Here is a 17,995-nt window from a genome sequence, read left to right as displayed (position 1 = left end):
AAGTAACACTCACTTAATTCTTCGTAAAGGAGTACTCCATAAAAACGAAATTATTATTGATCTACTGCAAAGCTCTGAAGATTTTATCGCTGCTATTGAAGATTTAATTGCAAATAATGAGGTCGTTATTTCTAAAAACGATATTCTTTTTGAAGATTTTGAGCAGCTTTTAAAAATGGGGCTTTTGAAGGAAAAAGTAAATAGTAGTAAATTCAATGATTTTTTAATACTAATCACAGATAATCTGTATGATATTTACAAAAACTTACTCCCGCAATATTTGTCCATCAAAAAGCTTAGTAATTTCTTAGATCCCAAAGATATTAATATATTGCTAGAAAACAAATCAGAAGAACGCATGAAAACCATAATTAATCGTGTTCAGGAAAAACTAGTGAATATAAAACAAGTAGTTATCATAGCTAGCTTCTTTGATCTTTTATCCGTACGAGCTTGTAATACGCTCCTTTATAAAATGAATGCCAATTCATTAATTGCTATAACTGATAATGAAAACATCTTTATTACCGATATAGCGCCTAAAGAAACTGGATGTTTCGAGTGTTTGGAGAGACAACTTATAAGTCAATTCGAAGGGACTATCGACTCCTATTTAGAGAAAAGCTACATTGATTCTGAAATTACTTTCGAAAAAAATGGCGAGGAATTGATTGTTAGCGGGCTTATCACCAAAGAGATAAATAATATGATTACATACGGTGCGTCTTCCCTTCGAGGTAATGTAATTCATTTTTATTTACCTACTTACGAGTACTCCTTTGATACGAGCTGGATAAATTCAACTTGCAATACTTGTTCGGGTATTGCTAACACTCATTTCTCTGAACAATATATTGCCTCTCTCAATCTGTTGAAGGAGCTGAACTCCGGTGATTAAATTACTAAATACTTTAAACTATAATTCACTAAGAAAACAACTTTTAGGTGGAAATATAACAGGAATTTGGAAAAATAATGAAGCATTTATCGGTTCCAATTCTTTTCCTATTATGAATTACTCATATCAAACAGCAAACTTTATCAATTTTGAAAAAAACATAGATTCAACATTTGAAGAAGTTAGTTATCATTTGAGCGGTTATGGCCTGCTAAGGAATGAAGCAGAAGCCAGCTTTATCGGAGAAAGCATTGAACGATATTCCTATTCATTATTGCCTGCATCGATATGTGCAAACGCAGTGCTTTCTTCTTATAAAAAATTGTATGATGCTGGTTGCAAAGTTCTCCCTCTAGACCTGATAAATAACTACTATAATTCAGATCAAAAAGAACACTATATTACTGAAATGGATAACATCAAATGGATTAAACTACCTTCACTTTTTGGAGAAGAAGAAGTTTTTATTCCCCTTCAACTATTTATTATGTACAATCAATATTTATTTTCAAATGAAAAAAGATATATTACAAGTGCTGTTTCAACAGGTACATCTTGTCATGAAACAACAAAACAGAGCTTAGAAAATTCTTTAATAGAATATCTTCAAATTGATTCCTTTAATTTGTGGTGGTATAGTGGCACATCAGCCATCCCATTAGATATAGATGTAAAGAAGTATTTTAACCACTTGTTCAATAATCAGCCTAAGGTCCAAGATTTTCTGAATCATTTTACCGTTAATTTTCTAGATATTAGTTTCGATAAATCAATTTACATTATTGTCTGCGAGATGGTTTCCGAATCTACCTCAATGCCCAAATACGTAGTAGGTGTCCAAGGAGGCTATTCCATAAAAAAATGTATATACAGAGCTTTTCTAGAATGCCTTACTGTCGTCGAATACGCTCTAAACATATCATGGATTGATCCCCAAAAGTATGTTTCAATTCAAAAAGAGGACCCTGATTTTTCGAATCTAGACGACAATGTAATCTATTATGCTAAATACGGAAAACCCCGTAACTTGATTTTTGAACACAAAAAAATCAATCCCAGAAAAAAAGCACAAAATCTAACTGAACTCATACAATCTACAAAAAAATTATCGCCTTATGCTGTAGCTCTTAATATTACACCTACAGAATTTTCTCATTTAAATACTGAAGTATACCGAGTCATTTTACCTGAATTGTTGTCCATTGCATTACCATCGTATCCCCCTTATTTTAGTAATAGATATACCCAGTGGGGAGGGATTAAAAATCACTTACCTCATCCGCTGGCTTAGTATCCTTTTATTTATCGGGACTCTCTTTCCTGGTATTTTATTGGCGCTTTTTAACTATTTACCTTCACGTCTCAGAAGAAAATCTCTTTTGTACAAGTATAATCTTGTTTTGTTATTTTTAATGCTTGTCAATTTTATTTGGTTTTCAATGCTTTCAAATAGCAAACTTGTACATATACCGAACTTACTATATCTAACATTTTTACCATCTCCACTCATCCTGTTTTTTATAGAAAAAGGATATAAACTGATTCCCAATAAAGCGAATTCCTTTAACCACTATACCTCTCATGTATTTTTAGTATTATACAGCTATCCAATATTAGAAGAGGTCAATTTCCGTTACTTTATTTATCTTTACGGAACTTTATTTAATTATTCTTCAATTCAATATCTATTAATTGCTACATTAACATTTTTCTTATCTCATCTAGTTTATCAAGGTAATTCTTCCTTGATAAAGATTATCTTTTCTTTCATACAAACCGTCCTTTTCCTTTTAACCCAAAACATCTTTTTATGTATATTTATACATATATCGTTTAATATTTTCGTTTATTTGACTAATAATTATTACAAAAAAAATCATTACTAGTTGATCTCTCAGAAAAATGGGTATATAAAAGGAGGAGGGAAACACTATGAAGAAAATGACATTAAGTGAACGGCTCAACATCTTGCGGGCGGGTGTTCTCGGAGCCAATGACGGGATTGTTTCTGTGGCCGGGATCGTCATCGGGGTCGCCGGAGCCAGGACTTCTACGTTTACCATTTTAATTTCTGGGATTGCAGGTCTCCTTGCAGGCGCGCTTTCGATGGCTGGCGGTGAATACGTCTCTGTAAGCACGCAAAAAGATACTGAGAAATCACTCGTTAAGCAAGAACGAGAGTCACTGAAAACGGATTATGATGGGGAATTACAAAAGTTAATTGAAATTTATCAAGCAAAGGGTTTGTCAGATGAATCGGCTCGCCAAGTTGCTACTGAATTGATGAAAAAGGATGCTCTTGGTGTTCAAGCTCAGGAAGTCTTAGGCTTCAAACTAAATGACTATGCCAATCCATTTAGTGCTGCGCTCTCTTCGCTGTTTTCTTTTTCAATCGGTGCGATTTTGCCGTTATTAACAATCGTCCTTCTCCCTGCTTCTATTCGAATCTGGTTTACGTTCGTCGCTGTGCTGATCGCGCTGGCCATTACTGGCTATACGAGCGCCTACCTCGGAAACGCTCCAACTCGTCCCGCCGTCATCCGAAATTGTTTAGTCGGCATGCTAACCATGGTGATTACATATGTTGTTGGGCATTATATTGGAATTTGATGGAATCTAAATAAAATCGCTAACCTCTTCTCTAAAGGATTAGCGATTTTTATTTATAGGGTAACAGAAAAAATTCTTTTAGCCATAGAACCATTTCCAAAAAAAGCTTATCAACTAACTTTTTCTACAATCTTTGAATTAAACAACATAAAATGCAAGTATGCTAGATTAGCGGCACTTTAAAGCAGACAAATATTTTTTCATATATTTTCCCTTATGCTTTGAATTATATTGCATGATAAATCGAGGATGTTCTAACGGAATAATTTTATCAAAAAAGAGATACTCTTTGTTTATTTTTGACAAGAAATCATAGTTTTGACCGCTTCCAATGCAGTAACATACCGAAGTATCAATTCCAAAACTGATTTGACTATGAATTGCATCTATAATAAAAGAATACAAACTTTCTTGTAGTTTTTTATTTTCATAGTAATTACAATTAATCTCTTTTCCTTTTGAATTTGTCTTGACTAGTCCCAATGGGCAAACAAAATTCATATAAAAATCCGTATAAAATTTCTCGCATCCTCCGTACTCATAAATAACATCATACAAAAACCCCGATGAAGACTGATTTATATAAAAGTTATCAATAAAAATCCCTGTTTCATTTTGTAAATGCTTAACATCTTCGAAAGGCACTCCAGTTATAGCGGAGCCTCGACGAGCTGGTGAACTTCCAAGAATAAGACGCCGAGGTTTGGCATCATTATAGTATTTTTGGTAAAATGCAGTCGTTATCTCTCTTACTTGTTCTTTTTGATCTCCTATGTACGGATTAACCATCCGAAATCCAGCAGGTAAATCAAGACGTTCAACTGAAAGCTGCGCGTTAAATTGTAGGATTTGTTTAGCAAAAGTCGTTTTTTCAATCATGTAAAACATTCCTCTCAGTATCTATGTCTTCTCTCTTCTTATCTCCATCTAAATCCATTAATTGTCTAATTCACTCAATAATAACCGATAATTAATTTATCTTGCTCAAAAAAATTAGTTGCTTATTGCAACTAAAGCGAAGGAGCCTCGCGCTCCTTCGCTTTTTAACGAACCATTTCTGCTTCCCTGAAAACTTTCCGCCAAGTGGTCGACAAAATAACTACACAGACCGAGAATGCCAAAAAGTCTGCGATCGGGAATGCGTACCACACGCCTGACAAGCCAAAGAAGTTTGGCAAAATGAGGAGCAGCGGAACGAGACAAATAATTTGCCGCATCAGCGAAATGATGAAGGAAATTCGCGCTTTCCCAAGTGCTTGGTACAAGCCGCCACAGACGATTTGGAAGCCAATCGTCGACGCCGCCAGTAGCATGATTCGGAGCGCTTCTTCACTTTCTGCAATCAAAACTGGGTCAGATGAGAAAATTCTCGCTAGTTCTGCTGGGAATATCTCTGCAACCGCAAACGCGATGAGGGACAAAATCGTCGCAACGAGCATCCCCAGTTTCACCGAATGACTGACTCGCCCAAACTGCTTCGAGCCGTAGTTAAAGCCAACGATCGGCTGCATTCCTTGCGTCACCCCATTGATCGGCATGATCGCGAACGATGCAATTCGGTTAGCTACACCGAACGCCGCAATCGCCATCGTCCCTCCGTAAATCTGTAGCATCCAGTTTACCGCAATTGTTACCACGCTACCTGAGGCCATCATGATAAACGACGGGAAGCCGATCGCGATAATCCGCAAGCCAAGCTTCATGTCAATCCGCAAGCCAAAGCCTTTAAGCGAAAGTGTGCTTTTTCCGGATAGGAAGTAAAATAACAGCCACGCTGCACCAATCGCTTGGGCAATCAGTGTGGCAAGCGCCGAACCTCGAACGCCCATATCCAGTCCCATGATGAAAATTGGATTCAAAATCATGTTGATGACCGCTGAGATAATCATCGTGAGCATCGCTGTTTTAGCGTTTCCTTCCGAACGGACGATATTGTTCATCCCCATCCCGAATGATTGAAACACAGCGCCAAGCAAGATGATTTCTAAAAATTCTTTGGTCATTTGATGAATTTCAGCAGGTGCGCCAAACATGGTAATCAGTGGGTCAATAAAAATAAAAGTTAAAATTGCAATCAATAAACTTGAAAAAATAACGAGCCAAATCACTTGATGGAATACTGTATTCGCCGTTTTTTGTTCACCGGCGCCAAGCGACCTCGAAATGATCGAAGCGCCTCCGATACCAAACATCGCGGCCATCGCCATCAAAATCATTTGAACAGGGAAAGCAATCGAAAGTGCCGCGACCCCATTTGGCCCAACACCATACGAGACGAAAATCGTATCGACAATATTATACATTCCCATGACGAACATCCCGATGAAGGCCGGAATCGAAAGCCGTGCCATCAAGGAACCGATACTATCCTCGCCAAGTCTTCTGCTTTGTTCTTTCATATGTGTTCCTCCTTTTTAGCCACATGAGTTGCGTTTTCTGCCATTTGGACGATCAAGCGAAAAAAATCCGCCCGTTCTTGCTCCGTAAATCCCGCCGTTAAACAGTCGTTCCACTGTTCTGTCAGCTCCTCGATCAAACTTCTGTGTGCCAACCCTTTTTCTGTTAAAAAAATGCGCTGGATACGCTTGTCTTTTTGATCTTGCTCACATCGCACGAACCCAAATTTCAATAGTCGTTTGATGTGCCTCGTCACGTTCGCCTTATCAACTGAAAAGCGCTTCACAAACGCTTCTTGAGCAAGTCCGTCTTCCTTGTAAAGCGTAAACAAGTAGCGTAGCTGTCCGACACAAAGACCTGTTTCTTTCAGCCTGCTGTCTTTAAAAATATGTTCAGAGCGATGAATCATCGCCATAGATTTTACAATTGCTTCATGTCTTTCTGTCAATTAAGTCGCCTCAAATCTCACTATTTTCGCAATAAAGTTGCGCAGTCAACTAATCCAGTTTACTAAAGATTAGTTGACGTTGCAACTGTTTTTTTAGAGGCATAATCAGGGCATAAACTAAGTAATTGCGTTATAATAAATGAAAGCGTTTTAAAAAAGGAGGATGACGTATGAAATTTTTCATTGATACAGCAAATGTAGACGAAATAAAGAAAGCAAGTCGCATGGGATTCATCGCTGGCGTAACCACCAACCCTTCTTTGATCGCCAAAGAAGGACGCGATTTTAAAGAAGTGGTGACTGAAATCACTTCGATCGTTGATGGACCGATCAGCGGAGAAGTTGTTAGTTTAGAAGCCGATAAAATGGTGGAAGAAGGACGCCGTGTTGCTGCGATCCATCCAAATATGGTCGTCAAAATTCCAATGACTGGCGAAGGTATGGCAGCCGTTAAAATGTTACATGAAGAAGGCATTAAAACGAATGTTACTCTCGTTTTCTCAGCCGCACAAGCCTTGCTTGCTGCTCGTGCTGGCGCTTCTTACGTCTCGCCATTTCTGGGTCGTTTAGATGATATCGGCCAAGATGGTTTGGAACTCATCAGTGACATTGCAGAAATTTTCGCTGTCCATGATATTAAAACCGAAATCATCGCGGCAAGTATCCGCCATCCAATTCACGTGATCGAATCTGCCAAACTTGGGGCTGATATTGCGACTGTGCCATTTAAAGTATTTGAGCAAATGTTAAAACATCCATTAACAGATATCGGAATTGATAAATTCTTGGCTGATTATGAAGGAGTCAAAAAATGAACAAGCATTTTATTGTAAAAAAAGCCCATCATCCAGAAGTTAGCAAACCTCTATTCGCAAACAAAAATGAAGAAATCTGGGTATTTGCTGAAGATAAAGCCTATCCTGGTTGGATGCTTTGTAAAATTAAATCAAGTGGCGTCGAAGGTTATATCCCTGAACAAATTATCGCACACGTTCCAGATAGCAAATCGGGAACTGTTTTGGAAGATTATTCCGCACGCGAACTTGATGTTGAACAAGGCGATGAGCTTGAAAGTAACCGCGAAATAAAAGGCTGGGCATGGTGTATTGATGAAGATGGAACTGGCGGTTGGGTTCCCCTCGAGAATTTGAAAGAAGCATAAAACTTGGCGTAAAAAGGCTGTTGAAATGGGATAATTCCATTTCAGCAGCCTTTTTGTGCCCGTCCACACTATGCAAGTTCTGGAGTGGCCAAATAAAAAGTCAACCATCCTATTATCATCAATATTAAGCTAAACAGTTGAAGAACAAGTATTACAATCGCTAATGCCCTTGCCCAGCCAACTCTTCAGTCCCTTTCAAGCCTTTAATCAACAAAATTAAAAATAGCATGATTTGCCCCAAACTTCTAGCAGACTTTTTTATCTTCTTTCTCCTCTAGAATGCTTCAATTTAATTTTGATACAAATTATAGGTGATAATATCGTGAATGACAGCCTTGTCTTCCAGCAAATTATTTTCCAACCCTTTCAAATTATGAAATAATAGAAGAGAAAATTGCAGGAAATCGGGTGGAAATTTTGAAAGATTGGAAGAAAAACCTCTATATCGTTTGGATCGGCTGTTTTTTAACGGGTACCGGACTCAACTTGATTATGCCTTTCCTGCCTTTATACGTAGAAGAACTTGGCATCCACGATCCCGACCAAGTCAGTCTTTATTCAGGTGTCGCGCTTAGCTCGACTTTTTTTGTTTCTGCCATTATGGCCCCAATTTGGGGAATGCTCGCCGATCGTAAAGGGCGCCGCTTAATGCTGCTTCGCGCCGCACTCGGGATGAGTATCGCGATGATTTTGATGGGATTTGTCACAAACGTCTTCCAGTTCATCGGACTAAGACTCCTCATGGGGATCTTTTCGGGCTACATTTCAACAGCGAACGCGCTGATCGCCACACAGGTGCCGCGCCATAAGAGCGGCTATGCTTTAGGGACACTTTCAACCGCAGCCGTTTCGGGCGTTTTGATCGGACCACTAATTGGGGGCTTCTTGTCCGATATCTTTGGTGTTCGCCCCGTCTTTTTCATCACCGGAACACTGATCGCTTGCAGCTTCCTCTTAACGCTGCTTTTTGTGAAAGAGAATTTTACTCCGGTCGAGAAACGGGAGGTCCGCTCCTTCAGGGAAGTCTTTGGCGCCCTTCAAAATCCGAAACTCATTGTCATTTTATTTTTCACTTCGATGATTATCCAAGTCTCAAATAACGCGATTAGCCCGATTTTAACGCTTTATGTTCGTGACCTTGCCGGAAACATCGCAAATATAGCTTTCATCAGCGGGATGATCGCCGCCGTCCCCGGCGTCGCTTCCTTACTTGCAGCCCCGCGCCTCGGCAAATGGGGCGACAAAATCGGCACCGAACGAATCTTGCTCGGCGCTTTGATCGGCTCCATGCTGCTGCAAATCCCAATGGCCTTTGCCGAGACACCCTTTCAATTTGGCGTTTTGCGTTTCTTGCTTGGCATCGCAGACGGTGCGCTTCTCCCAGCTGTTCAGTCTCTACTTTCAAAAAATGCACCGCGCGACCTCACTGGGCGGATTTTCGGATACAACCAGTCCTTTCTTTACATTGGGAATGTCATCGGACCGCTGATTGGCTCAAGCATCGCGGCTCATTTCGGCTATAGCGACGTTTTCCTAGCTGTCGCCGTCTTCATTTTGCTAAACGTCTGCCTCGTGGCTATTTTCAACCGAACGACTCATCACAAGAAACAGGAGGAATGATTAAGATGGAACAAATCGAACAACTTCGCACTGCCGTGCGCGCCGCAAACCGGATTATCTTTTTGACGGGCGCGGGCGTTTCCGTGCCTTCTGGGATCCCGGATTACCGCTCAAAAAATGGGCTTTATGCAGGGAAGCACAATCCAGAATACTTATTAAGCGAGGCTTGTCTTGCAAATGAACCAGATGTTTTTTATCAATTTGTCACCCAAAACATGTACTATCCAGATGCGAAACCTAACCCGATCCATTTCAAGATGGCTGAAATCGGCGAAACAAAGCCAGTTACAGTTATTACGCAAAATATTGACGGCTTGCACGAAGCGGCTGGTTCTAAGTCGGTCGTGGATTTCCATGGCAGCTTGTATCACTGTTACTGCATGAAATGCGGCCAAACCGTCCCGGTAGGAACTTATTTGGAATCCGATATCCATCAAAATTGCGGTGGGCGAATCCGGCCGGACGTTGTGCTTTACGGGGAAGGCATTGATCCGGATGCCATCGAACAAGCCATCCAAGCCTTGCAAAATGCCGATCTTGTCGTCATCGCCGGAACGAGTTTCAAAGTCAGTCCATTTTGCAATTTGATTGATTATAGGAATCCAGAAGCAAGCGTTTTTGCAGTCAATAAAGAACCGATTCCCCTCCCCTTTCGGTATACCATGATCGAAGCGGACGCCATGACGGTCTTCAAAAAAATCTGAAAATAAAGCGTGCATTTTTGACCGAATAGTTAGTTGCATGTTAAAATTTGGATAGCTGGATCTAATTCTAGCTATCCAAATTTTCTTTTAAGGAGTGGTAGATTTTATGTCACCTGACCCCGAGAGTCAGCAGATTATCTTTCAATTAATTCTCATTTTAGTGCTTACGCTACTGAATGCCTTTTTCGCATCAGCTGAAATGGCACTGGTTTCCCTCAACAAGGGACGCGTAAAAAGCCAAGCCGATCAAGGCGATAAAAAAGCCATCAAATTGATGAAACTGCTTGAAGACCCAAGCAATTTCCTCGCAACCATCCAAGTCTGTATCACGCTTGCTGGTTTTTTCTCAAGTGCTTCGGCAGCAACAAGTATCGCAACGCGGATTGAACCGGTTTTTGGCGAAGGAACTTTTGCGAAGGAACTCGCCATCATCGTTGTCACAGTTATTTTGTCGTATATTACTTTGGTTTTTGGTGAACTTTATCCGAAACGAGTCGCTTTACAGAAGTCTGAGATGATTTCGCGGCTGTCGGTTACGCCCATTCGGATCGTTGGTTTTCTACTTCGTCCGTTCGTCAAATTCCTCTCGTTTTCCACCAACACGCTCGTGAAATTAACGCGCATGGACAAATCTGGTGAAGAGGAGAAAATGACGCGTGAAGAAATGCAGCTGCTTGTCGAGAACAGCGGGAAAGAAGGCGTGATTGAGCAAGAAGAGCTCAGCATGATTCGTGGCGTTTTTGAACTCGACGATAAGTATGCGAGAGAAGCGATGGTGCCGCGGACTGATGCGTTTATGATCGACATTGACATGGAGCCGAGTGAAATTTGCGACCTGCTGTTAAATGAGAATTACTCGCGGATTCCGGTTTATAAAAATGATTCGGATTCGATTGTAGGTATTCTGCACTTGAAAGATTATTTTGCCGCAGCACGACAAGTCGGATTTGACCATGTAGATATCCACTCGCTCATTAAAGATGCCTACTTTGCGCCAGAATCGATTTTTATTGATGACCTGCTGAAAAATATGCAGAAGACGCGAAATCAAATGACGGTGCTGATGGATGAATATGGCGGCGTGGCTGGTCTGATCACGATTGAAGACATGCTTGAAGAAATCGTCGGCGATATTGATGATGAATATGATGATTTGACAAATGAATTTACAAAAATAGATGAAAACACCTATGATTTAGATGGTATGCTTGCGCTTGATGACTTTAATCGCATGTTTGATGTTGAACTCCCGTCTCGTGGTGTTGATACGATTGCAGGCTTTGTGCTTACACTCATTGGGAATATTCCTGAGGACGGCGAACAAGTCGTAGCAGAATATGAAGATTTTACATTCACGGCGCTCGAAATAAAAGAAGCAAGGCTAGTTTCCATTCGGGTTGAGCGAGCAAAAAAGCTCGAAGCTGAACCTGTAAAGCTAGAACTTGCTTAACGTAAAGACAGAGCGGCGCTGCCGCTCTGTCTTTTTCTAAAGGAGGTATCCAAATGCCCAATATCAAAGAAATTGCCAAACGTGCTGGGGTTTCCGTCACGACCGTCTCACGCGTTTTAAATCACCATCCCTACGTGGCAAGCGATAAACGTGAACGCGTCGAAGCGGTCATCCAAGAACTGGATTACATACCTAACCGTAGCGCCATGAACTTAGCACGTGGGAAAACGAACACAGTTGGCGTGCTTTTACCTTATACTGATCACCCTTGGTTCGATAAAATCGTAAGTGGCATCCTCGAAGCTGCTTTCCGCGAAAGATATTCCGTCACGCTTCTACCAACAGGCTACGATGCCAAACGCGAATTGCACCATCTTGAAATGCTAAAGACGAAACAACTGGATGGCATCATCATCACGTCTCGAGCCAATTCATTTGAAGTCTTACTTGAAGCAGCCGATCCTGAGCAGCTAGTTTTCTGCGAAGAAACGAAGCATCCCAAGCTTTCCTGCGCGTATATCAATCGTTTCCAAGCGTTCCAAGATGGCTTTCGCTTCATTCAAAACAAAGGCTATCAAAACGTGGCCTTCACAACCGGACGAACAGATCGAATCAGCCCGAGCACGCAAAACAAAATTGCCGCATTTGAGGAAGTTTTTGCGACCAAAGCGAATCGCGCCAACATGCTGAACGACTGCTATGATGTTTCGGACGGGGAATCCGCAGCCGAGTATTTCTTGGAAAAAGCACCCGTAAAGCCCGACGCGATCTATGCAACAGGAGACGAAGTTGCCGCGGGAGTCTTCGCTTACGCACGAAAAAAAGGTTTGCGAGTGCCGGAAGATATTGCGATTTTGGGGCAAGAAAATTTACCGATCAGTGAGGTATTGGAGATTTCGACACTGAATCATCATTTAAAAAGGCTTGGAACTACTGCCTTTTCGATTTTTCATTCCGGCAAAGTACAAAAGCAAAAAATCCATCATGAACTCGTGGAACGAAAATCTTTATAAAGTTCTCAGAAGAAATTGCTTGACATGAAACCCGTTTCATCATTTACAACTAAGGTATAACATATGAAGAGGGTGAAAACAGTGCAACTTGAAGGAATCTGTAAGGTCCATTCTGGAATTGGTATGGAGTATCAATACGGGGAATTTTATATCGATCGAGACTATCTGGTATTTGAACAAAATTATGGTTACAAAATGGGAAAGCGCCACACTTATCCTTTACAAGCCTTGGAGAACATTGCGCTGATACCGAAAGGCGATCATGTTTATTTAACATTTAGCTGCGCAAGAATTCGTTTTGAGATAGCAGGAACGGAAGAAATGCTTTATTCATTTTATGAAGAGCTCCGTTCCGGGCACAGCTTGTCACAAAGTGAAGAAAGCAAGCCACAACCGAAAAGAAGCCGCTACACGACACATCACCAATACTTTTTTTCGAAATGAGGGGGATGAAGATGTACCAAGCGATACTTTTCGACGTCGATGGCACGATTTTAGATACGGAAAAAGCCGTTTTGCATTCACTTCAATCCGTTTTAGAAGAAGCTGGGCATTTTTATACACAAGAGGAATTGCGATTCGCGCTTGGGATTCCCGGCGAAAAAGCGATCCAACGTTTAAATTTACTAAATGCAGATGAAATTCTTGCAAAATGGATGGAGCAGGAACTTCAGATGGTAGATGAAGTACGGCTTTTCGATGGAATTGAAGCCCTTTTACCACAAATCCCGGAAAGTGCAGTCGTTACATCCAAAAATAGCTACGAAATGGAGAAGGGGTTTTACCCGTTTGGAATTGGTGAACATTTCAACGCAATCGTTTGTGCGAGCGACACCGTGAACCACAAGCCGCACCCAGAGCCGTTACTAAAAGCAATGGAACTACTTGCAAGAAACCCGGGGGAAGTCCTTTACATCGACGATTCGCCTTACGACATGGCTTGCGCCCATTCAGCCGGAGCCGATTTTGGTTTGGCACTTTGGGGAGCCAAATCCGAAAAAGGCTTTGAAGAAGCCGAACATGCCTTTCGGCGGCCAAGCGAAATTCTTGCACATGTCGCAATCCAAAATGAATAGGAAGACTCAAAAAAGGAAGCCTCTTTATGAAGCTTCCTTTCTTGCTTAAACGATTGAAAAACCTCCATCCACAATAATATGCTGGCTAGTCACATAACTTGACGCATCAGAAGATAAGTAAAGAATCGTGCCATTCAGCTCGCCTTTTCTGCCCGGTCTTGAGGCTGGCGAGAGACCATTGTAAAGCTTCATGAAGCCTTCATGCTTAAATAGTGAGTCAGCGGTCATTTCCGATTCAAACAACCCCGGTCCGATTGAATTCACCGTAATATTTTCTTCCATATAGGTTGCCGCCATCCCCATCGTAAGACCACGCACAGCGGCTTTTGAGGTGTTGTAGGCATGCCTTGCAAGTTCATACCCCTTATCTGCAATAATCGCGTTAATCGAAGCGATATTGACGATTTTACCGTACTTTTGTTTTTTCATGTGTGGTACAACGTATTTGGACATCAAATACAACCCTTTTACATTAATATCCATCGATTTATCCCAGTCCGCTTCCGAAAGTTCTTCCACAGTTCCTGCAATCGCAATCCCTGCATTATTCAGTAAAATATCAACTTTCGAGAAGTGCTCAATAACCTCTGCGACCGCAGCCTTCACGCTCGCTTCATTTGAAACATCACAAGCGATCGGAATCGCTTTTCCTCCCTTTGCTTCAATTTCCCGAGCGACCCCATCCAATTTTTCTTTTCGGCGTGCAAGGAGCGCCACGTCGGCCCCATAATCCGCGTAACAAAGTGCAGCGTCCCGTCCTAGACCACTTGAAGCTCCTGTCACAATTGCAACTTTCCCTGTTAAATCAAACATGTTACTCATAATGATGCCTCCTTTTGTCTTGTTCACTTTCATCGCTATCATATCAAATGTAAGCGCTTTAATAAAGGGTTTTAGTTATGAGGAATTTTGATAAGTGAAGGGAGATACTAAAAATTCCAAAGCCTTCCTCGATATAGCGGTAAGAATCAGATAAGTGATAGGAGCACATTTGCTTATTCATTTACAAAATTATAAATCTTAATAAAGCTACAACAAAATAAAAAACTTAGGAATTTCTAGAAATTCCTAAGTCACTTTTTCCTTTGGAGAAACCTTTATCCGCTTCTCTAAATTCTCTTACTCTAGTTGTAAATTCTTTTAATTGAACCTCTTGCCTAACAAAATCTGATGACTTAAAATCTGGAAATCCATTCTTATAATTATTACGTTACCATCCCACGTCTTCCCCTCCTCAGATTCAAATCATACTCTCAATAAAAAAGCTTAGAAATTTTGGATAATTCCTAAGCTTTTTTTCTATTCAATCGGTCCCATTAATGCTGTAATTAATAGTATGTGTTCTCTAATTTTAACTTTCTTTAAGTTCTCTACTTTTTTTGCTCCTCCAAGCCCTAACAACGGGGTATAGCCAAAGCATTCGTCATAAGATAAGCATCCCCATTTTTCAACAGCATTTAAGTAGGGCTCCCACATAAGTTCATCAGATCGAAACTCTAAGTCTGCTATGTTTTGAAAAAAGAATTCAAAAGAAAATAGTATAGTTTTTACTTTACCATATCTATAATTTAACACTCTCACATATCCATCTGACCATATAATTAAGTCCCCCATCCCTGTTGCAAACAAAACGACAGCATCATTGTATCTTTCTGAGCTTTCATTTAATATTTCCTCAAAATCATTTGGATTGATTATTTTTAAATAACCTTCTAGAAAGCTACCAAATCCTAAATCACGCCACAAAACTATTAGTTCATTCGGAACTTTATCTTGATATTTATTAATAACATCATCAGGCACTTTGCTATCAAATTCAAAATCCAATAATACACTATCCATGCTATTCTCCTTTAATGAGTTAATTTCACATTTAAATATACGTTTTTTAACTGTTCTGGAGTCAATCCCTCAGCTAGTTCTCTAATCTGTGCATCAACAATATCAATATGATATTTCCATTGACTTCCAAGTGAAGAGTTAATCCTTTTATCACCCATACCACTTATTGCATCAGCATTGCCTCCTGCAATTTGATCCGGATTGTGCAAAGCTGCTTGCGTATCTAGCCAATCTTTTGCCTCGCGTTTAGCTTGGGAAAAAGACTTCCCTTCCTTTTGTAATTCATTAACTTTTTTAGTCAATGCCTCTTCTCTTGCAGCTTGTTGAGCAGCATTCCCTTCAATTGCTCTACCTTCTGCAATATATCTTTCTCTATTTGTTAGATATTCTGAAGCGTTAACTCATTCATTCCTTTTTCTTGATCTTTGAGTTGTCTTGCAAACTCTTCTGCATCATGCTTAACATTTCGATTAAAAACTACTTCAATTTCTTTAATTCTCGGGACATCATCACTCGCTTTTATTATATCATCCGCCCCGCGTCTTTCGCTATTCAAATTCAAATCATACTTCCTCAAGGCGTCTTTCATCTTCTCCGTCGCATTCTCGACTTTCGAAGTTCCTCCTGCCGGAAGCACACCGAGTCAATCCACCGCAAGTTCAAGTTGTCTGATTGTTTTCTCCAATTTATTATTATAATAAAAAAACGATATCAGTGATTACTTACTCACTAATACCGCTCGATAACTTCATATTTCTAACAAAGTTACTGTTTATTCATCTCTATATTTTGCTACTCCAATAAAATCCACCTCATAAGCATCTTTAACCGTAGTATTAAGAAAAGACTTTTCTTGCTTATAATCATAATTATAAATCAATATGATAGTGTTATACTTTTTTTGAATAACTTTAAATTGGGGAATCAACTGATTATCATAAGAAAAATCAATTAACAGATCGTGAATGTTATTTTCTGCCACTTCTATCCAATCTTTTTCAATTAAATCTCGATCATAATAGCCTAATTTAAAATCCTTCTCAAATTGAGAAGGCACACTATCACCGTCTTTTGTATATTTTACATCCATATATTCCTCTAGATCATCCTCCGAAGAAAAGTTTCCTAGCCATAAAGATACATTATTTTCCAATGTACAACTACCTCCTTAAGCCTCTAGGCAAATCCATAATCCCATTTTCCATTCTTTTCTGTGCCCATTCATTTAAACGCTTAACGAAACTTTCATAGTCCTTAGACGAGTCAATTATTTTTAAAATTTCATTATGAGCTTTTGTCGAGCCTCTTCCACCATGCTTACCAACAGGGTTAACAAATTTCACATCTTTCGTTAATGTTCTCATCTCTTTAATGTCATCCATACTAATTCCCCAACGCTTAAAGGTTGGCGTTCTTGATACAAGATGCCACTCATGATAGCCACCAGGTCTTCTAATCCTATCTTCAATTTTTTCTCTAAGTTTTGGATTATCCCAAAGCTGATCAAACTGTCCTGGCGTCAGATCATTAAACCAATTATTAAACTCACCATTTCGCACAGACGGAATCTTCACATCATCTAGGTTTTTAGTAGCAGATCCACTTGCCTTTATTATATCATCCGCCCCGCGTCTTCCGCTACTCAAATTCAGATCATACTTCCTTAAGGCATCTTTCATCTTCTCCGTCGCATTCGCGACTTTCGAAGTTCCACCTGCCGGAAGCGCGCCGAGTCCATCCACCGCGAGTTTTCGCTGCGAGTTCAAATTCAAATTACCCTTAAAATTATCCGCCACTTTCCCAACTTCATCAAGCCCTTTGATCCCTTTCTCAATCCCTCTATGTACCGCTTCTTTCGCTGTCGTTTTCAAACTGTTAATCCGCGTCAAGGCTTTACTCTTGCCCAGTTTAATCAAATCATCCGCTTTCGACGGGATATTCTTCATACCTTTCAGCACATTATCGCTTAAACTAGCCAGCTTCGATCCCGACCGTAGCGCCTGGGTGCCGCCCGAAAAAGCTTTCATTCCAGGCACGATATCTAAGAGCGAAAACGCCCCACGCATCACGCGCTCCGACGTATCCAGTTCGCGACCCGTCAGCCAGTCTTTCCCACTGACAGCCGCACTCATTTCTAAGCCACCATAAGCCATACCAAGCGCTAGCCCCGCCGGCGGACAGAAAATACTCACACCAACAATCGCCACCGTCGCAACGACATTCACCCAAAACTCTTTTTTCTGCTGTTCATCTTTGATCGACGTGTACTCAAAAGCCCGTGAATTAATCATCGCTGCGCGGAAATCTTTTTGACTCACATCTTGGTCTTTGTTTTGCCTTTTCCATTCCTCATACTGAATTTTCATTTGATCAGCATAATAATTATCGCCACTCAGTAAATCATCCAAACTGACTTCTTTTTTCGGAACTTCTATTTCTTCCCGCGTATAACTATTCGCGTATGTTGTCATCGTCGTTGTGGCACCGATTCGGTTTTTCGTCGTAAACTTCGACGCATCCAAATCGCGCATTCCTTCCACAAATTCATCCAGTGCTTCATAAAATGGCTGATCGATTTTATCCTCGACAAGACTTCCTGCTTCTCCTGCAAAATCATATAAAACTTCAAAGTCCTCGAACAAACCCTGATATTTACTTTTGTTATCCGTATGCGAAAAAGAAATGGCTCCATCTGCGTCTGGATAGATGTCAATAAAGTAGACACAAAAAGAGTAAATACTTAAAAATTTTCAAAATAAAGAGCCTCCTTTTCAT

At 40.4% G+C, this 17,995-nt stretch carries 19 protein-coding genes and 1 pseudogene; 12 read left to right on the top strand and 8 right to left on the bottom strand.

The features are described 5' to 3' along the window. The 4 genes from HCK02_RS10180 to HCK02_RS10165 all read left to right on the top strand — a co-directional run. Positions 1 to 898: hypothetical protein (locus HCK02_RS10180; RefSeq protein WP_167630004.1), on the top strand; the 898-nt coding region annotated here is incomplete at its 5' end. Beyond that, positions 891 to 2,189: a YcaO-like family protein gene (locus HCK02_RS10175; RefSeq protein WP_167630003.1), complete on the top strand. Its 1,299-nt coding sequence runs from the start codon at positions 891 to 893 to the stop codon at positions 2,187 to 2,189. The genes HCK02_RS10180 and HCK02_RS10175, both read left to right, overlap by 8 nt. A gap of 121 nt (positions 2,190 to 2,310) precedes the next feature. After that, complete coding sequence (locus HCK02_RS14285; protein WP_425482882.1) at positions 2,311 to 2,784, top strand: CPBP family intramembrane glutamic endopeptidase; 474 nt, start codon at positions 2,311 to 2,313, stop codon at positions 2,782 to 2,784. A gap of 46 nt (positions 2,785 to 2,830) precedes the next feature. Further along, positions 2,831 to 3,508: a VIT1/CCC1 transporter family protein gene (locus tag HCK02_RS10165; RefSeq protein WP_167630001.1), complete on the top strand. Its 678-nt coding sequence runs from the start codon at positions 2,831 to 2,833 to the stop codon at positions 3,506 to 3,508. 168 nt (positions 3,509 to 3,676) lie between these two features. Here HCK02_RS10165 and HCK02_RS10160 read toward each other — a convergent pair whose 3' ends face one another. The 3 genes from HCK02_RS10160 to HCK02_RS10150 all read right to left on the bottom strand — a co-directional run bounded on the left by HCK02_RS10160 (position 3,677) and on the right by HCK02_RS10150 (position 6,353). Beyond that, positions 3,677 to 4,387, bottom strand: a complete 711-nt coding sequence (locus HCK02_RS10160; protein ID WP_167630000.1) for an SMUG2 DNA glycosylase family protein — start codon at positions 4,385 to 4,387, stop codon at positions 3,677 to 3,679. 164 nt (positions 4,388 to 4,551) lie between these two features. Beyond that, positions 4,552 to 5,907, bottom strand: a complete 1,356-nt coding sequence (locus tag HCK02_RS10155) for an MATE family efflux transporter (protein ID WP_167629999.1) — start codon at positions 5,905 to 5,907, stop codon at positions 4,552 to 4,554. After that, the gene (locus HCK02_RS10150) at positions 5,904 to 6,353 is read right to left on the bottom strand and encodes a MarR family winged helix-turn-helix transcriptional regulator (RefSeq protein WP_167629998.1); all 450 of its coding nucleotides are present in this window, start codon (positions 6,351 to 6,353) and stop codon (positions 5,904 to 5,906) included. The genes HCK02_RS10155 and HCK02_RS10150 overlap by 4 nt, the downstream gene beginning before the upstream one ends. Positions 6,354 to 6,523: 170 nt before the next feature. On the opposite strand from HCK02_RS10150, the gene fsa reads away from it, so the two are divergent. The 8 genes from fsa (at position 6,524) to HCK02_RS10110 (ending at position 13,378) form a co-directional block, all read left to right on the top strand. Beyond that, positions 6,524 to 7,168: a fructose-6-phosphate aldolase gene (fsa, locus tag HCK02_RS10145; protein WP_167629997.1), complete on the top strand. Its 645-nt coding sequence runs from the start codon at positions 6,524 to 6,526 to the stop codon at positions 7,166 to 7,168. After that, a complete protein-coding gene (locus HCK02_RS10140; protein ID WP_167629996.1) occupies positions 7,165 to 7,515 on the top strand; it encodes a hypothetical protein in 351 nt (116 codons plus the stop codon). Before fsa ends, HCK02_RS10140 begins: the two co-directional genes overlap by 4 nt. Before the next feature lie 417 nt (positions 7,516 to 7,932). Then, positions 7,933 to 9,135 (top strand): multidrug efflux MFS transporter, encoded by a 1,203-nt coding sequence (locus HCK02_RS10135; protein ID WP_167630007.1) that lies wholly within the window; start codon positions 7,933 to 7,935, stop codon positions 9,133 to 9,135. 5 nt (positions 9,136 to 9,140) lie between these two features. After that, positions 9,141 to 9,839 carry an NAD-dependent protein deacylase gene (locus HCK02_RS10130; protein ID WP_425482881.1) on the top strand — a complete coding sequence of 233 codons (699 nt, stop codon included), beginning with the start codon at positions 9,141 to 9,143 and terminating at the stop codon, positions 9,837 to 9,839. Positions 9,840 to 9,945: 106 nt separating this feature from the next. Beyond that, on the top strand, positions 9,946 to 11,289 hold the full coding sequence (locus tag HCK02_RS10125) for a hemolysin family protein (protein ID WP_167629995.1): 1,344 nt from the start codon (positions 9,946 to 9,948) through the stop codon (positions 11,287 to 11,289). Between the two features lie 53 nt (positions 11,290 to 11,342). Continuing rightward, the gene (locus HCK02_RS10120) at positions 11,343 to 12,302 is read left to right on the top strand and encodes a LacI family DNA-binding transcriptional regulator (protein ID WP_167629994.1); all 960 of its coding nucleotides are present in this window, start codon (positions 11,343 to 11,345) and stop codon (positions 12,300 to 12,302) included. 81 nt (positions 12,303 to 12,383) lie between these two features. Beyond that, the gene (locus tag HCK02_RS10115) at positions 12,384 to 12,746 is read left to right on the top strand and encodes a hypothetical protein (RefSeq protein ID WP_167629993.1); all 363 of its coding nucleotides are present in this window, start codon (positions 12,384 to 12,386) and stop codon (positions 12,744 to 12,746) included. Positions 12,747 to 12,757: 11 nt separating this feature from the next. Then, positions 12,758 to 13,378, top strand: a complete 621-nt coding sequence (locus HCK02_RS10110; RefSeq protein ID WP_167629992.1) for an HAD family hydrolase — start codon at positions 12,758 to 12,760, stop codon at positions 13,376 to 13,378. Between the two features lie 45 nt (positions 13,379 to 13,423). On the opposite strand, the gene HCK02_RS10105 is transcribed toward HCK02_RS10110, so the two are convergent. From HCK02_RS10105 to HCK02_RS14115, 5 genes and pseudogenes are all read right to left on the bottom strand, one after another. Further along, a complete protein-coding gene (locus tag HCK02_RS10105) occupies positions 13,424 to 14,200 on the bottom strand; it encodes an SDR family NAD(P)-dependent oxidoreductase (RefSeq protein ID WP_167629991.1) in 777 nt (258 codons plus the stop codon). Between the two features lie 477 nt (positions 14,201 to 14,677). Beyond that, on the bottom strand, positions 14,678 to 15,220 hold the full coding sequence (locus HCK02_RS10100; RefSeq protein WP_167629990.1) for a T6SS immunity protein Tdi1 domain-containing protein: 543 nt from the start codon (positions 15,218 to 15,220) through the stop codon (positions 14,678 to 14,680). A gap of 11 nt (positions 15,221 to 15,231) precedes the next feature. After that, positions 15,232 to 15,629 (bottom strand): annotated as a pseudogene (locus HCK02_RS10095) (polymorphic toxin type 15 domain-containing protein). Between the two features lie 363 nt (positions 15,630 to 15,992). Beyond that, positions 15,993 to 16,373, bottom strand: a complete 381-nt coding sequence (locus HCK02_RS10090; protein WP_167629989.1) for an immunity 22 family protein — start codon at positions 16,371 to 16,373, stop codon at positions 15,993 to 15,995. A gap of 7 nt (positions 16,374 to 16,380) precedes the next feature. Further along, positions 16,381 to 17,862 (bottom strand): hypothetical protein, encoded by a 1,482-nt coding sequence (locus tag HCK02_RS14115; protein ID WP_246215577.1) that lies wholly within the window; start codon positions 17,860 to 17,862, stop codon positions 16,381 to 16,383. Between the last annotated feature and the right edge of the window lie 133 nt (positions 17,863 to 17,995).

Origin of the sequence: Listeria valentina (genome assembly GCF_011800755.1) — a bacterium.
In the GTDB taxonomy this organism is placed as follows: domain Bacteria; phylum Bacillota; class Bacilli; order Lactobacillales; family Listeriaceae; genus Listeria; species Listeria valentina.
Note: the sequence above shows the minus strand (reverse complement) of the source record. Positions and strands in the feature narration are given on the sequence as shown.